The following is a 14,760-nucleotide window of genomic DNA, read 5'->3' on the forward strand; positions in this document are numbered from 1 at the left end:
AATGGTTGCCTTGCCTTCCAGCGGGCGCGGGCGCACCCGCCCCACTGTTAAAGGCTGCGCATTCTAATGTCTGGCAGGGTCGGGCGTCAAGCAGGGGGCTTTGCCCCCTGCTGCTGCCGCTCGCCGCCTACAGGTCGTCGTCATCCGAGTCCAGCGCGGTGAGCTGGGCGCCCAGCTCCTGCTCGACGTCGAAGGCCGACGGATGGAGCGTGCGCTCGGTATCCTCGCGCTTGCGGCGACGCTCCTGGTGATGGGCCAGCCCGGTCCCCGCCGGGATGAGGCGACCCACTACCACGTTCTCCTTGAGGCCGCGCAAGTAGTCGCGCTTGCCGGTCACCGCCGCCTCGGTCAGCACCCGCGTGGTCTCCTGGAAGGAAGCCGCGGAGATGAACGACTCGGTGGCCAGGCTGGCCTTGGTGATACCCAGCAGCAGGCGATCGTAACGGGCCGGGAACTTCTCCTCCTTCTCCAGGCGCAGGTTCTGCTCGAGCACGCGCACGAGCTCCACCTGGTCGCCGGGGATGAAGTCGGAGTCGCCAGCGTCGGAGATCTCCACCTTGCGCAGCATCTGACGCACGATCACCTCGATGTGCTTGTCGTTGATGCCCACGCCCTGCAGGCGGTAGACGTCCTGCACCTCGGCGGTGATGTACTTGGCCAGCTCGGCGATGCCCAGCAACCGCAGAATATCGTGCGGGTTGCTCGGGCCGTCGGAGATCACCTCGCCCTTCTCGACGTTCTCACCCTCGAAGACCGCGATCTGGCGCCACTTGGGAATCAGCATCTCGAACGGATCGCCGCCATCGTTGGGCGTGATCGTCAGGCGCCGCTTGCCCTTGGTCTCCTTGCCGAAGCTGATGGTGCCGCTGATCTCGGCGAGAATCGCCGGCTCCTTGGGTTTGCGCGCCTCGAAGAGGTCGGCCACCCGCGGCAGACCGCCGGTGATGTCCTTGGTGCCCGAGGCCTCCACCGGGATACGCGCCACCACCTCGCCGATCCCGATCTGGGCGCCATCGTCCACCGAGACGATGGCATTGCCCGGCAGCAGATACTGCACCGGGGTGTTGGAGCCGGGCAGCGACACCGGCTCGCCCGCCGCGTCGGCAAGCATGATCATCGGACGCTTGTCGCGGCCCGCCTGGGGACGCGAGGCAGCCTCGATCACCTCGATGGAGGAGAGCCCGGTCATCTCGTCCACGCTGCGGTGGATGGTGACGCCCTCGAGCATGTCGACGTACTGCACCTGCCCCTCGGCCTCGGCGACGATGGGGTGGGTGTGCGGATCCCACTTGGCTACCGCCTGCCCGGCATCCACGGTGTCGCCGTCACGCACGTCGAGCTCGGCGCCGTAGGGCAGCTTGTAGTACTCGCGCTCGCGACCGTGCTCGTCGGCCACCGCCAGGGCGCTGGAGCGGGAGACCACCACCAGCTTGCCGTCGGCGCGCTCGACGAACTTCATGTTGTGCAGGCGCACCTTGCCACCGTGTTTGACCTGGACACTGTCCACCGCCGAGGCACGCGATGCGGCCCCGCCGATGTGGAAGGTCCGCATGGTCAGCTGGGTGCCCGGCTCGCCGATCGACTGGGCAGCGATGACCCCCACCGCCTCGCCGATGTTGACCTGATGGCCGCGTGCCAGGTCGCGTCCATAGCACGCCGAACACACGCCGTGGGTCGACTCGCAGGTAATGGAACTGCGCACCACGATCTCGTCGACACCCATGGTGTCGAGGCGCGCGCACCACGCCTCGTCAAGCATGGTGCCCTTCTCGATCAGCACTTCCTCGCTGGCCGGATCGATGACGTCCTGGGCGACCACGCGGCCGAGCACGCGCTGGGCGAGCGAGACGATGATGTCACCGCCCTCGATGATCGGGTGCAGCGTCAGGCCGTTCTCGGTGCCGCAGTCGCTCTCGGTGATCACCATGTCCTGGGCCACATCCACCAGGCGGCGGGTCAGGTAGCCGGAGTTGGCGGTCTTGAGCGCCGTGTCCGCCAGGCCCTTGCGCGCGCCGTGGGTGGAGATGAAGTACTGCAGGACGTTGAGGCCCTCGCGGAAGTTGGCGACGATCGGCGTCTCGATGATCGAGCCATCCGGCTTGGCCATCAGGCCGCGCATGCCCGCCAGCTGGCGGATCTGCGCCGCGCTACCCCGCGCGCCGGAGTCGGCCATGATGAACACGCTGTTGAAGGAACCCTGCTCGACCTCGTTGCCTTCGCGGTCGATGACGGTTTCCTTCTCGATCCCGTCCATCATCGCCCGGGCCACCTTGTCGTTGGCCTTGGACCAGATGTCGATCACCTTGTTGTACTTCTCGCCGGCGGTGACGAGACCGGAGGAGAACTGGTCCTCGATCTCCTTCACCTCGGCCTCCGCGGCGTCGACGATCTCGGCCTTGCTGTCCGGGATGACGAAGTCGTTGACGCCGATGGAGGCGCCCGACCAGGTCGCCAGGCGGAAGCCGGTATACATCAGCTGGTCGGCGAAGATCACCGTCGGCTTGAGCCCGGCGCGGCGATACACCTCGTTGAGCAGCCGGGAGATCGCCTTCTTCTTCATCGGCTGATCGACCAGCTCGAAGGGCACCCCTTCCGGCAGGATACGGAACAGCAGGGCGCGGCCCACGGTGGTGTCGTAGAGACGACGCTGCTCGCTACGCTCGCCGCTCTCCTCGTCGATCTCCACCTCGGTGAGACGCACCTTGACCTTGGCGTGCAGCGAGACGCTCTGGGTGCCGAAGGCACGCTCCACCTCGTCGAGGTTGGCGAACACCATGCCCTCGCCCTTGGCGTTGATCTTCTCGCGGGTCATGTAGTACAGCCCCAGCACCACGTCCTGGGAGGGCACGATGATCGGCTCTCCGTTGGCCGGCGACAGCACGTTGTTGGTGGCCATCATCAGCGCCCGCGCCTCGAGCTGGGCTTCCAGGGTCAGCGGCACGTGGACCGCCATCTGGTCACCGTCGAAGTCGGCGTTGTAGGCGGCACACACCAGCGGGTGCAGCTGGATCGCCTTGCCCTCGATGAGCAGCGGCTCGAAGGCCTGGATCCCCAGGCGGTGCAGGGTCGGAGCGCGGTTGAGCAGCACCGGGTGCTCGCGGATGACCTCGGCGAGGATGTCCCACACCTCGGGCAGCTCGCGCTCGACCATCTTCTTGGCGGCCTTGATGGTGGACGCCTGGCCGTTGGCCTGCAGCTTGGAGTAGATGAACGGCTTGAACAGCTCCAGCGCCATCTTCTTGGGCAGGCCGCACTGGTGCAGGCGCAGAGTCGGGCCGACGGTAATGACCGAGCGGCCGGAGTAGTCGACGCGCTTGCCCAGCAGGTTCTGGCGGAAGCGCCCCTGCTTGCCCTTGATCATATCGGCCAAGGACTTGAGAGGCCGTTTATTCGACCCCGTAATGGCGCGACCGCGACGGCCGTTGTCGAGCAGCGCATCGACCGCCTCCTGCAGCATGCGCTTCTCGTTGCGCACGATGATGTCGGGCGCGTTGAGGTCGAGCAGCCGCTTCAAGCGGTTGTTGCGGTTGATCACCCGACGGTAGAGGTCGTTGAGATCGGAGGTGGCGAAACGGCCGCCGTCCAGCGGGACCAGCGGACGCAGGTCCGGCGGCAGCACCGGCAGCACTTCCATGACCATCCACGCCGGGTCATTGCCGGAGTTGTGGAAGGCCTCCAGCAGCTTCAGGCGCTTGGAGAGCTTCTTGATCTTGGTCTCGGAGTTGGTCTGCGGGATCTCCTCGCGCAGGCGGTCGATCTCCTCAGGCAGGTCGATGTCCTTGAGCAGCGCCTGCACCGCCTCGGCGCCCATGCGCGCGTCGAAGTCGTCACCGAACTCCTCGAGGGCCTCGAAGTACTGCTCGTCGTTGAGCAGTTGGCCGCGCTCGAGCGTGGTCATGCCCGGGTCGATGACCACGAAGCTCTCGAAATAGAGCACGCGCTCGATATCGCGCAGGGTCATGTCGAGGAACATGCCGATGCGCGACGGCAGCGACTTGAGGAACCAGATGTGCGCCACGGGGCTGGCCAGCTCGATGTGGCCCATGCGCTCGCGGCGCACGGCGGCCTTGGTCACCTCGACGCCGCACTTCTCGCAGATGATACCGCGGTGCTTCATGCGCTTGTACTTGCCGCACAGGCACTCGTAGTCCTTCACCGGGCCGAAGATCTTGGCGCAGAACAGGCCGTCGCGCTCCGGCTTGAAGGTGCGGTAGTTGATGGTCTCGGGCTTCTTCACCTCGCCGAAGGACCAGGAGCGAATCATGTCCGGGGACGCCAGGGTGATCTTGATGGCGTCGAACTCGTCGGACTGAGACTGCGATTTGAGGACTTTCACCAAATCTTTCATGGGTCGGCTCCGTTGCGGAGTTGTCATGGGCGGGGGCGTCGCCGCCCCCGCGGACCGTCATAGTGTGAAGCGCAGGCGAAGCCGCCTCAGCTCTCCAGTTCGATGTCGATGCCCAGCGAGCGGATCTCCTTCACCAGCACGTTGAAGGACTCCGGCATGCCGGCCTGCATGGTGTGGTCGCCGTCGACGATGTTCTTGTACATCTTGGTGCGACCCTCCACGTCGTCGGACTTGACGGTGAGCATCTCCTGCAGGGTGTAGGCGGCGCCGTAGGCCTCCAGCGCCCAGACCTCCATCTCACCGAAGCGCTGGCCGCCGAACTGCGCCTTGCCGCCCAGCGGCTGCTGGGTGACCAGCGAGTAGGAGCCGGTGGAGCGGGCGTGCATCTTGTCGTCGACCAGGTGGTTGAGCTTGAGCATGTACATGTAGCCGACCGTGACCGGGCGGTCGAAGGCATCGCCGGTCCGCCCGTCGTAGAGCGTCATCTGGCCGGAGTCGGGCAGCCCGGCGAGCGAGAGCAGGTGCTTGATCTCGCCCTCCTTGGCCCCGTCGAACACCGGCGTGGACATGGGCACGCCCGCCTTGAGGTTCTTGGCCAGGGCGATCACCTCCTCGTCGGAGAGGGTGTCGAGGTCCTCGACCCGAGTACCCGGCGTGGTGTTGTACACCTGGGCCAGGAAGTCGCGAATCTCGGCCACCTGCTGATCGCGCGCGTCGCGCAGCAGGGCCTCGATCTTCATGCCCAGACCGTGGGCCGCCAGGCCCAGGTGGGTCTCGAGGATCTGCCCCACGTTCATGCGCGACGGCACGCCCAGGGGGTTCAGCACCAGGTCGATGGGCTCGCCGTTGTCGTCAAACGGCATGTCCTCGATGGGCATGATCGCCGAGATCACGCCCTTGTTGCCGTGACGGCCGGCCATCTTGTCGCCCGGCTGCAGGCGGCGCTTCACTGCCATGTAGACCTTGACGATCTTGAGCACGCCCGGTGCCAGGTCGTCGCCCTGGGTGAGCTTGCGCTTCTTGTCCTCGAAACGCTCCTCCATCTCCTTGCGACGGTTCTCGAGCTGCTCATCGGCCTGGGCCAGCAACTCGTTGAGGGTCTCGTCCTGCAGGCGCAGCTTGAACCACTGCTGGCGCGGCAGCTCCTCCAAGTAGCTCTCGGAGAGCACGTCGCCCTTCTTGAGCTTGGGCCCGCCATTGACCGTCTGGCCGACCAGCGCCCGCTTGAGGCGCTCGAAGGTGGCGTCCTCGGCGATGCGGTAGGTCTCCTGCAGGTCCTTGCGCACTTCATCGAGCTGCATCTGCTCGATGGCCAGCGCCCGGGAGTCCTTCTCCACGCCGTCGCGGGTGAACACCTGGACGTCGATGACGGTACCGCGCATGCCGGTGGGCGCGCGCAGCGAGGTGTCCTTCACGTCACTGGCCTTCTCGCCGAAGATCGCCCGCAGCAGCTTCTCCTCGGGGGTCAGCTGGGTTTCGCCCTTGGGCGTGACTTTGCCCACCAGGATGTCGCCGGGACCGACCTCGGCACCGATGTAGACCACACCCGCCTCGTCAAGCTTGGACAACGCCGACTCGCCGACGTTGGGGATGTCGGAGGTGATCTCCTCCGGCCCGAGCTTGGTGTCGCGGGAGACGCAGGTCAGCTCCTGGATGTGGATGGTGGTGAAGCGGTCCTCCTGCACCACCCGCTCGGAGAGCAGGATGGAGTCCTCGAAGTTGTAGCCGTTCCAGGGCATGAAGGCGATGCGCATGTTCTGGCCGAGCGCCAGATCACCCATGTCGACGGAGGGGCCGTCGGCGAGGATGTCGCCGCGCGCCACCACGTCGCCGGGACGCACGATGGGGCGCTGGTTCATGCAGGTGTTCTGGTTGGACCGCAGGTACTTGGTCAGGTTGTAGATGTCGACGCCGGCCTCGCCGCCGATGATCTCGTCCTCATTGATGCGCACCACGATGCGCTTGGCGTCGACCGAGTCGATCACGCCGCCGCGACGCGCCACGGCGCACACGCCCGAGTCGCGCGCCACGAAGCGCTCCATGCCGGTGCCGACCAGCGGCTTCTCGGCGCGCAGGGTGGGCACCGCCTGACGCTGCATGTTGGAGCCCATCAGCGCGCGGTTGGCGTCGTCGTGCTCGAGGAAGGGGATCAGCGCCGCGGCCACCGACACCACCTGACGCGGCGAGACGTCCATCAGCGTCACCTGCTCGGGACGCATGAAGGTGGTCTCGCCCTTGTGACGCACCTGCACCAGGTCGTCGGCCAGCTTGCCGGACTCATCGACGCCGGCCGAGGCCTGGGCGATGACGTAGTCGCCCTCCTCGATGGCCGAGAGGTGCACCACCTCGTTGGTCACCTGGCGATCCACCACCTTGCGGTAGGGCGTCTCCAGGAAGCCGTAGCTGTTGGTGTGGCTGTAGGTGGCCAGCGAGTTGATCAGGCCGATGTTGGGGCCTTCCGGGGTCTCGATGGGGCACAGCCGGCCGTAGTGGGTGGCGTGGACGTCGCGCACCTCGAAGCCGGCCCGCTCGCGAGTCAGGCCGCCCGGGCCCAACGCCGAGACGCGACGCTTGTGGGTAACCTCGGAGAGCGGGTTGTTCTGGTCCATGAACTGCGAGAGCTGGCTCGAGCCGAAGAACTCCTTGACCGCCGCCGCTACCGGCTTGGCGTTGATCAGGTCCTGGGGCATCAGGCCCTCGCTCTCGGCCATGGAAAGGCGCTCCTTGACCGCGCGCTCGACGCGCACCAGGCCCACGCGGAACTGGTTCTCGGCCATCTCGCCGACACAGCGGATGCGGCGGTTGCCCAGGTGGTCGATGTCGTCCACCTCGCCGAAGCCGTTGCGGATGTAGATCAGCTCCTTGAGCACGTCGAGGATGTCGCGCTGATCGAGCACACCGGAGCCGGTGTCGGCATCGCGACGCAGGCGCCGGTTGAACTTCATGCGCCCGACGCCGGAGAGGTCGTAGCGATCCTCGGTGAAGAAGAGGTTGCGGAACAGGGTCTCGGCGGCCTCCTTGGTGGGCGGCTCGCCGGGACGCATCATGCGGTAGATCTCGACCAGCGCCTCGAGCTGCGACCCGGTGGTGTCCAGCTTGAGGGTATCGGAGACGAAGGGGCCGCAGTCGAGATCGTTGGTATAGAGCGTCTCGACGGTGACGATGCCGGCCTGACCGATCTTCTCCAGCAGTTCCGGGGTGATCTCGGTGTTGCAGGGGCAGATCAGCTCGCCGGTGTTGGGGTCGACCTGGTCCTTGGCCAGCGTCTTGCCGAAGAGGTACTCCATGGGCACCTCGAGGCGCTCCAGGCCGGCCTTCTCCAACTGACGGATGTGCTTCTGGGTGATGCGCCGGCCTTCCTCGACGATGACGTTGCCCTCGCCATCCTTGATGTCGAAGGTGGCGGTCTCGCCGCGCAGGCGTGACGGCACCAGCTCCACGGAGAAGCCGGTCTTCTCGACGTGGAAGGTGCTGGTCTCGAAGAACTCGTCGAGGATCTCCTCGGCGCTCATGCCCAGCGCGCGCAGCAGCACCGAGGCCGGCAACTTGCGGCGACGGTCGATGCGCACGAAGACGTTGTCCTTGGGATCGAACTCGAAGTCGAGCCAGGAGCCGCGGTAGGGAATCACCCGCGCGGAATAGAGCAGCTTGCCCGAGGAGTGGCTCTTGCCCTTGTCATGGTCGAAGAACACGCCGGGCGAGCGGTGCAACTGCGAGACGATCACGCGCTCGGTGCCGTTGACCACGAAGGTGCCGTTCTCGGTCATCAGGGGGATCTCCCCCATGTAGACTTCCTGCTCCTTGATGTCCTTGATGGCCTTGTTCGAGGAATCGCGATCGTAGATGATCAGGCGAACCTTGACCCGCAGCGGTGCCGAGTAGGTGACGCCACGCAGCTGGCACTCCTTGACGTCGAAGGCCGGGGTGCCGAAACGGTAGCTGACGTACTCCAGGGCCGCATTGCCGGAGAAGCTCTCGATCGGGAACACGGACTTGAAGGCCGCGTGCAGCCCCAGGTCCAGGCGCTCTTCGGCGGCCCGGTCCTGCTGGAGGAAGTCGTAGTAGGAATCAAGCTGGATCGCCAGCAGGTAGGGCACATCCATCACTTGGGGCAGTTTGCCGAAATCCTTGCGGATGCGTTTTTTCTCAGTGTATGAGTAAGCCATCTGTATTCCCCAGCTTGTTCACCATGGGTGACCGTTGCGCGGTCGGCGCCACCCGACGGGCTCGGCCCCGTCAGGCGCTGACGGCAAGCCCCCACCAGGGAGCTCGCCGTCGGAATTCGTCTAGCGGCGCTGCGTCAGCGAAGCGCTACTGCAACAGAAAAAGGCCGGCAGCGGGTAGGCCCGCCACCAGCCGTGGAAGCTTACGCAGCGCGTAAAGCCTTGGGGCACAAGGGTTACTTGAGCTCCACGCTCGCGCCGGCGTCTTCCAGCTTCTTCTTCGCCTCTTCGGCGTCTTCCTTGGACATGGCTTCCTTGATGGTCGCCGGTGCACCGTCGACGGCACCCTTGGCTTCCTTCAGGCCCAGCCCGGTGATCTCGCGCACGGCCTTGATCACATTGACCTTCTTGTCGCCGGCAGCGGTCAGCACCAGGTCGAATTCGGTCTGCTCTTCTTCGGCAGCGGCTTCACCGCCACCCGGGCCGGCGACAACGGCCGCGGCGGCGGAGACGCCGAACTTCTCTTCCATCGCCTCGATCAGCTCGGCGACTTCCATCACGGACATGTCGGCGACGGCGTTGATGATGTCTTCTTTGGTCAGTGCCATTTCGTTAATTCCTAAACTTTGCGGGAGCCTCGGCGCACCGAGCGCTCGTCTTTACCAGTGTTCGATTCAGGCTACGAAGTGGAGTTCGCCGCTCAGGCGGCTTCTTCCTGCTTCTGGTCGCGCAGTGCAGCCAGGGTACGAACCAGCTTGCCGGCAGATGCCTCCTTCATGACGGACATCAGCTTGGCGATAGCCTCGTCATAGGTCGGCAGGGTTGCCAGACGGTCGAGATCGCTTGCCGGAATCAGCTCGCCTTCGTAGGCCAGCGCCTTGACTTCGAAGTTCTTCTCGTCCTTGGCGAACTCCTTGAACAGGCGGGCGGCAGCGCCCGGATGCTCGTAGGAGAATGCCAACAGGGTGGGACCCGAGAAGCTCTCCTCCAGAATCTCCCAGGGAGTTCCGGACAGGGCGCGGCGTGCCAGGGTGTTGCGCACAACACGGATCTGCACGCCATTCTCGCGGGCCTGCTTGCGCAGGTCGGTCATCTTGCTGACCGTGACGCCACGAGAATCGGCAACCACGACGGAGAGTGCCTCCTTGGCCGCTTCACTGACCTCGGCAACAATCGCCTTCTTGCCTTCGAGTGCTAGTGGCACGGTGATCACTCCTTCCTTCCGGAGCCGCACGGGGCGGGGTCCGGGGTTACCATCTCTCCCGGTGGGCCATGGGCCACGCCGGGAGTCCTGGGTGATGGTGCTCACCAGTTGCCTGGCGGCCACACCATCTGCGCAGGCCCCCTTGCGGGACGATTAAGCCGCTCGAGTGTCGAGCGGCGCCTGCGGTCTTTGACGGCGCCCCGCGAAGCGGCAAGTGAAGCCGCACCGCGCGGACCGCAAAGTTACAGCTCTGTCTCGACCGCCGCGTCAGACGAAGGCGGACTGATCGATGCTGATGCCCGGCCCCATGGTGGTGGACAGGGTCATCTTCTTGAAATACACACCCTTGGACGTGCTCGGCTTGAGCTTCTTCAGGTCGGCGACCAGCGCTTCGAGGTTGCCCTTGATCGCGTCGGCCTCGAAATCAACCTTGCCCAGGGTGGTGTGGATGATGCCGTTCTTGTCGGTACGGAAGCGCACCTGACCCGCCTTGGCGTTCTTGACCGCGGTAGCGACGTCGGGCGTCACGGTGCCGACCTTGGGGTTGGGCATCAGGCCGCGCGGGCCGAGGATCTGCCCCAGTTGGCCGACGACGCGCATGGCGTCAGGCGAGGCGATCACCACGTCGAAGTCGAGCTGGCCCTTCTTGACCTGCTCGGCCAGGTCATCCATGCCGACGATGTCGGCCCCGGCTTCCTTGGCGGCGTCCGCATTGGCGCCCTGGGTGAAGACGGCGACACGGACATCCTTGCCAGTACCGTTGGGCATGACGGTCGCGCCACGCACCACCTGGTCGGACTTGCGCGGATCGACGCCGAGGTTGATGGCGACGTCCACGGACTCCTTGAACTTGACGGTGGACAGCTCGGCGAGCAGGGCCACGGCCTCCTCGAGGGAGTAGGCCTTGGTGGGATCGACCTTCTCGCGGATCATCTGTGCGCGCTTGGACAGTTTGGCCATGATCAGAGACCCTCCACGTTCAGGCCCATGCTGCGGGCGCTACCGGCAATGGTACGCACCGCGGCGTCGAGATCGGAAGCCGTGAGATCCGGCTCCTTGGTCTTGGCGATCTCTTCGAGCTGCTCACGGGTCACGGTACCCACCTTGGTCTTGTTCGGCTCGCCGGAGCCGGACTTGATGCCTGCCGCCTTCTTCAGCAGGACCGCGGCGGGCGGCGTCTTGGTGACGAAGGTGAAGCTGCGGTCGGAATAGACAGTGATCACCACCGGGGTCGGCAGACCCGGCTCGATGTCCTGCGTGGCGGCATTGAACGCCTTGCAGAACTCCATGATGTTCACGCCGTGCTGACCCAGGGCGGGACCCACGGGGGGACTCGGGTTGGCTTTACCGGCTGCGACCTGCAGCTTGATGTAAGCCTGTACTTTCTTGGCCATGATGAACTCCAGTTGGGTAGTAGCGCCTTGCGGCTCCCCGCATCAGGCGACCGTCAGGCGGCCGCCTCGCGAATGGCGGGCCGAGAGGGAATCACTCCTTCTCGACCTGCGCGAATTCCAGCTCGACCGGCGTCGCCCGACCGAAGATCAGCACGCTGACCTGCAGGCGACTCTTGTCGTAGTTGACCTCTTCGACGACCCCGTTGAAATCGGCAAAGGGACCGTCGACGACACGCACGGACTGCCCCGGCTCGAACAGCGTCTTGGGGCGCGGTTTGTCGGTGCCGTCCTTGACGCGGCGCAGGATGGCGTCGGCCTCCTTCTGGGTGATCGGCGCCGGCTTCTCCTTGGTGCCGCCGATGAACCCCATGACGCGCGGCGTCTCGTTGACCAGATGCCAGGTCGCGTCATCCATCTCCATCTCGACCAGCACGTAGCCGGGATAGAACTTGCGCTCGCTCTTGCGGCGCTTGCCGTCCCGCATCTCGACGACTTCTTCTGTGGGCACCAGGATCTCGCCGAAGCGATCCTCCATGCCATAGAGCTTCACGCGCTCCTTGAGGGAACGCATGACATGCTTCTCGAAGCCGGAGTAGGCGTGGACGACGTACCAACGCTTGGACATGAAAACTCCTAACCGATGACGCCGGACATCGCCCAGCCAAGAAGGGTGTCGATCAGCCACAGCATCAGGCCGACCACCAGCACGGCGACCAGCACGATGGCAGTGGTCTGCACGGTCTCGGGGCGCGTCGGCCATACCACGCGCTGGATCTCCTTCTTGGCGTTCTTGGCCAGCTCGGTGAGCTCACGACCTTTCGCCGTGGTCAACGCGAGCCCTGCGGCAGCCACGCTCAGCGCCACGACGCCCAGCACGCGATAGAGGAGCGCCTGGTCAGCGAAATAGGTATTACCGACAACGGCAAGCACCAGCAGAGTGACGACAACCGCCCACTTGAGTCCGTCGTGGCGCGACTCCTGCACCTCGGCGCTGTGTTTCATGAAAACGAGACTCCTCAGGGTGCGGCAATCGAATCGGGTAGCTTCTGATGGGTAGCGTGCCAACCTGGGGAAGGTTGGCAGGCCAGGAGGGAATCGAACCCCCAACCTGCGGTTTTGGAGACCGCTGCTCTGCCAATTGAGCTACTGGCCTATACCTGACGGCACCACCCTTTGCAGGCGGCGTGCACGACAGCGGGCGCCATGATAGCGAAGCTCTCGCCGCCTGGCAACCCCTCCGCCACACCGGGGCGGAAAGAAAAGAGAAGGGCGAGCCGTGGCTCGCCCTTCACTGTTGGAGCTCATGGACGGATTTGAACCGTCGACCTCACCCTTACCAAGGGTGTGCTCTACCCCTGAGCTACATGAGCAATGACTCTGCCTGGAGCGGGTAGCGGGAATCGAACCCGCATCATCAGCTTGGAAGGCTGAGGTTCTACCATTGAACTATACCCGCCTACCCACTCTGGCTGCCGAATCGCCAAAGCCGATCACGGCAAAAACTTGGTGGAGGGGGAAGGATTCGAACCTTCGAAGCTTTCGCGGCAGATTTACAGTCTGCTCCCTTTGGCCACTCGGGAACCCCTCCAACACGGCGGTCTATTCTACCGCCTCCGAAAGCGCTGTCAAGTGCCTGTTTCGCAAGCCTCTTGAGAGCCGTCGCCGCGTCGCGCCGACCGCCTCGGAACGCGCAACATTTTGTCAAAGCAGCATCGAGAATGCAAGACCAGCGCGGATTTTTTCCAGCCCCGCTGGGGCCGGCACCCGCGGGGCACCGGACATGCGCCCGGCCCGCTCGGCGGCGGTAAGGGGAAAGCAGGCTTCGAGTCCCGCGTAGACCATATCCGGCCATACGGCATGGGGTGACTGCACGCCGCGCGCGACCACGCGCGCGTCGCCTCCCGTAAGCAACATAGGCAGCGCGACTCCCTCTCGATCGCACACTTCGCTGTAGATGCGGTTGATAGCGCTAACGGCGGCCAGGTAGATGCCATGATTGACCGCCTCCACCGTTCGCGTGCCGGGCAACAACAGCTCTTCGGCCTCGCTGTCAGGATCAATGGCCACATTGCGCGTGCCGAGCTTGAGGCTCTCTTTCATGAGGCGCAGGCCGGGAAGGATGTAGCCGCCCAAGTGGCGGCCGCCGGGCAGCACGAAATCGACGGTGATGGCGCTGCCACAGTCCACTGCACAGCAGCCACCGGCCAGCTGGTAACCGGCGAGCACGCCCATCCAGCGGTCAACGCCCAGGCGATGAGGCTCGGCATAGCCATTGACCACGCCAAGCGCCTCCGGCGTGGAACGCGCCACATGTACCTGGTTGACCTGACGCTGCAGCAGAGCCACCGTCTGCTCGAGAACGGCGGCACGCGCCACGCTGGAGATACGCACTGCCTCGACGACGTCGAGGTCGGGAATATCCGCCCCCGGACGCCACTCCTCGCGGGTCCACACAGCCCCCCGTGACCGAATTTCGCTGCTGTCAGCATCCTTGAGCCGCCACTTGGAGAGGGTGTTGCCGATGTCCAGATCGAGGATCATGAACGCCCACGCACGCTGATCTCGCCGCCGGCGAGGCGTTCGCGCTGGCCATCGCGAGAGATCCAGAGGTTGCCGACCTCATCCACGGATTCTGCGACCGCCTGCAGTCGCGTATCGCCACGCAGCACTTCGATCGCGCAGCCGGCGTAAGCGTGCCGCGCATTCCACTCGTCACGCCAGGCGGCGAACCCATGGGTTTCGTAGTCCGCCAGCAGCGGCAGCAAGGTCTCGAGTAGCTCGATCGCCAGGCGATTGCGCGACACGCCCGGCGCCTGATCGGCAATCGCGGCCACGGGGTAGTCTAGGGTGTCACGGAAGCGCGGCGGCAGGCTGACATTGATGCCCATTCCGATCACAGCCTCGCAAGGACCTTCGGCATCACCGCTGATCTCGACCAGGATCCCCGCCAGCTTGCCCAGCCGACCTGACTCGTCTTCCAGCAGCACGTCATTGGGCCACTTGAGGCGCGGGGTGGCCCCATGTCGCTCCAGTACCCGGGCCAGCGCCACGCCCACCGCCAGACTGAGCCCTTCCAGCGCCGCCACCCCCGAATCGAACCGCCACCCTAGGGAGAGCATCAACGCCCGCCCCCAGGGCGTCGTCCAGCTGCGTCCGCGTCGCCCGCGGCCGGCGCTCTGATGCTCAACCAGGCAGACTTCGCCATGCCCCGCCTCCTGCTCGAATCGCTGGCGAATGAATTGATTGCTGGAAGGCAGCGTCTCCTCGATGAACAGTCGCACCAGGTGCTCACGTCCCGCACGGGACAGCCCCGCCACGATGGCACTGCCATCGAGCAACTCCAGTGGCTCGGCCAGGCGGTAGCCCTGGCCCTTGACAGCGTCCAGCGGGATATCCATCGCTTCGAGCTTTTTCAGCTGCTTCCACACCGCCGTGCGCGATACGCCGAGACGCTCGCCGAGCTGCTCGCCGGAGTGGAACTGCCCGTCACTCAACAGGCGGATCAGATCACCGATGGTCATGCCTTGTGCCCCGTGCGGGAAAAGCCTCATTCTATCGGAAGCGTCACAGGCGCGAAAATGCACCGCCCGGAAAAAGCAAAACCCCGAGCTCGTATGAGCCCGGGGTTTCGGGATAAGGTGCCTGACGATG

General features: G+C 65.1%; 10 protein-coding genes and 4 tRNA genes. All 14 read right to left on the reverse strand.

Annotated features, from left to right (window positions below; translation table 11 throughout):
• Nucleotides 1-127 precede the first annotated feature (127 nt).
• Entirely contained in the window at nucleotides 128-4,348 is a 4,221-nt protein-coding gene (gene rpoC, locus FEF15_RS15805; protein ID WP_163560130.1) for a DNA-directed RNA polymerase subunit beta', read from the reverse strand.
• A gap of 86 nt (nucleotides 4,349-4,434) precedes the next feature.
• Nucleotides 4,435-8,514, reverse strand: coding sequence for a DNA-directed RNA polymerase subunit beta (gene rpoB, locus FEF15_RS15810; protein ID WP_163560131.1), 4,080 nt, complete (start codon nucleotides 8,512-8,514; stop codon nucleotides 4,435-4,437).
• A gap of 233 nt (nucleotides 8,515-8,747) precedes the next feature.
• Nucleotides 8,748-9,119, reverse strand: coding sequence for a 50S ribosomal protein L7/L12 (gene rplL / locus FEF15_RS15815; RefSeq protein WP_163560132.1), 372 nt, complete (start codon nucleotides 9,117-9,119; stop codon nucleotides 8,748-8,750).
• Between the two features lie 92 nt (nucleotides 9,120-9,211).
• Complete coding sequence (gene rplJ / locus FEF15_RS15820; RefSeq protein ID WP_163560133.1) at nucleotides 9,212-9,715, reverse strand: 50S ribosomal protein L10; 504 nt, start codon at nucleotides 9,713-9,715, stop codon at nucleotides 9,212-9,214.
• A gap of 267 nt (nucleotides 9,716-9,982) precedes the next feature.
• Nucleotides 9,983-10,675, reverse strand: a complete 693-nt coding sequence (rplA, locus tag FEF15_RS15825; protein WP_163560134.1) for a 50S ribosomal protein L1 — start codon at nucleotides 10,673-10,675, stop codon at nucleotides 9,983-9,985.
• 2 nt (nucleotides 10,676-10,677) lie between these two features.
• Nucleotides 10,678-11,109 carry a 50S ribosomal protein L11 gene (rplK, locus tag FEF15_RS15830; RefSeq protein ID WP_163560135.1) on the reverse strand — a complete coding sequence of 144 codons (432 nt, stop codon included), beginning with the start codon at nucleotides 11,107-11,109 and terminating at the stop codon, nucleotides 10,678-10,680.
• A gap of 91 nt (nucleotides 11,110-11,200) precedes the next feature.
• Nucleotides 11,201-11,734 carry a transcription termination/antitermination protein NusG gene (gene nusG, locus FEF15_RS15835; protein ID WP_163560136.1) on the reverse strand — a complete coding sequence of 178 codons (534 nt, stop codon included), beginning with the start codon at nucleotides 11,732-11,734 and terminating at the stop codon, nucleotides 11,201-11,203.
• A gap of 8 nt (nucleotides 11,735-11,742) precedes the next feature.
• Nucleotides 11,743-12,111: a preprotein translocase subunit SecE gene (secE, locus tag FEF15_RS15840; RefSeq protein ID WP_163560137.1), complete on the reverse strand. Its 369-nt coding sequence runs from the start codon at nucleotides 12,109-12,111 to the stop codon at nucleotides 11,743-11,745.
• Nucleotides 12,112-12,186: 75 nt separating this feature from the next.
• Nucleotides 12,187-12,262 (reverse strand) — tRNA-Trp (locus FEF15_RS15845).
• A 142-nt stretch (nucleotides 12,263-12,404) separates the two neighbouring features.
• Nucleotides 12,405-12,479 (reverse strand) — tRNA-Thr (locus FEF15_RS15850).
• Nucleotides 12,480-12,491: 12 nt separating this feature from the next.
• Nucleotides 12,492-12,565: transfer RNA gene (locus FEF15_RS15855), tRNA-Gly, on the reverse strand.
• 48 nt (nucleotides 12,566-12,613) lie between these two features.
• Nucleotides 12,614-12,697, reverse strand: a tRNA-Tyr gene (locus FEF15_RS15860).
• Nucleotides 12,698-12,810: 113 nt separating this feature from the next.
• A complete protein-coding gene (locus FEF15_RS15865; RefSeq protein ID WP_163560138.1) occupies nucleotides 12,811-13,650 on the reverse strand; it encodes a type III pantothenate kinase in 840 nt (279 codons plus the stop codon).
• Complete coding sequence (locus FEF15_RS15870) at nucleotides 13,647-14,630, reverse strand: biotin--[acetyl-CoA-carboxylase] ligase (protein WP_163560139.1); 984 nt, start codon at nucleotides 14,628-14,630, stop codon at nucleotides 13,647-13,649. Before FEF15_RS15870 ends, FEF15_RS15865 begins: the two co-directional genes overlap by 4 nt.
• Between the last annotated feature and the right edge of the window lie 130 nt (nucleotides 14,631-14,760).

The organism is Halomonas sp. NO4 (assembly GCF_010994375.1).
Taxonomy (GTDB): domain Bacteria; phylum Pseudomonadota; class Gammaproteobacteria; order Pseudomonadales; family Halomonadaceae; genus Halomonas.

Bases quoted from the DNA above. Each gene is read 5' to 3' on its own strand.
- nusG (WP_163560136.1), bottom strand. From the start codon at position 11,734: ATGTCCAAGCGTTGGTACGTCGTCCACGCCTACTCCGGCTTCGAGAAG.
- rpoC (WP_163560130.1), bottom strand. From the start codon at position 4,348: ATGAAAGATTTGGTGAAAGTCCTCAAATCGCAGTCTCAGTCCGACGAG.
- FEF15_RS15865 (WP_163560138.1), bottom strand. From the start codon at position 13,650: ATGATCCTCGATCTGGACATCGGCAACACCCTCTCCAAGTGGCGGCTC.
- rplA (WP_163560134.1), bottom strand. From the start codon at position 10,675: ATGGCCAAACTGTCCAAGCGCGCACAGATGATCCGCGAGAAGGTCGAT.
- rpoB (WP_163560131.1), bottom strand. From the start codon at position 8,514: ATGGCTTACTCATACACTGAGAAAAAACGCATCCGCAAGGATTTCGGC.
- secE (WP_163560137.1), bottom strand. From the start codon at position 12,111: ATGAAACACAGCGCCGAGGTGCAGGAGTCGCGCCACGACGGACTCAAG.
- rplK (WP_163560135.1), bottom strand. From the start codon at position 11,109: ATGGCCAAGAAAGTACAGGCTTACATCAAGCTGCAGGTCGCAGCCGGT.
- rplL (WP_163560132.1), bottom strand. From the start codon at position 9,119: ATGGCACTGACCAAAGAAGACATCATCAACGCCGTCGCCGACATGTCC.
- FEF15_RS15870 (WP_163560139.1), bottom strand. From the start codon at position 14,630: ATGACCATCGGTGATCTGATCCGCCTGTTGAGTGACGGGCAGTTCCAC.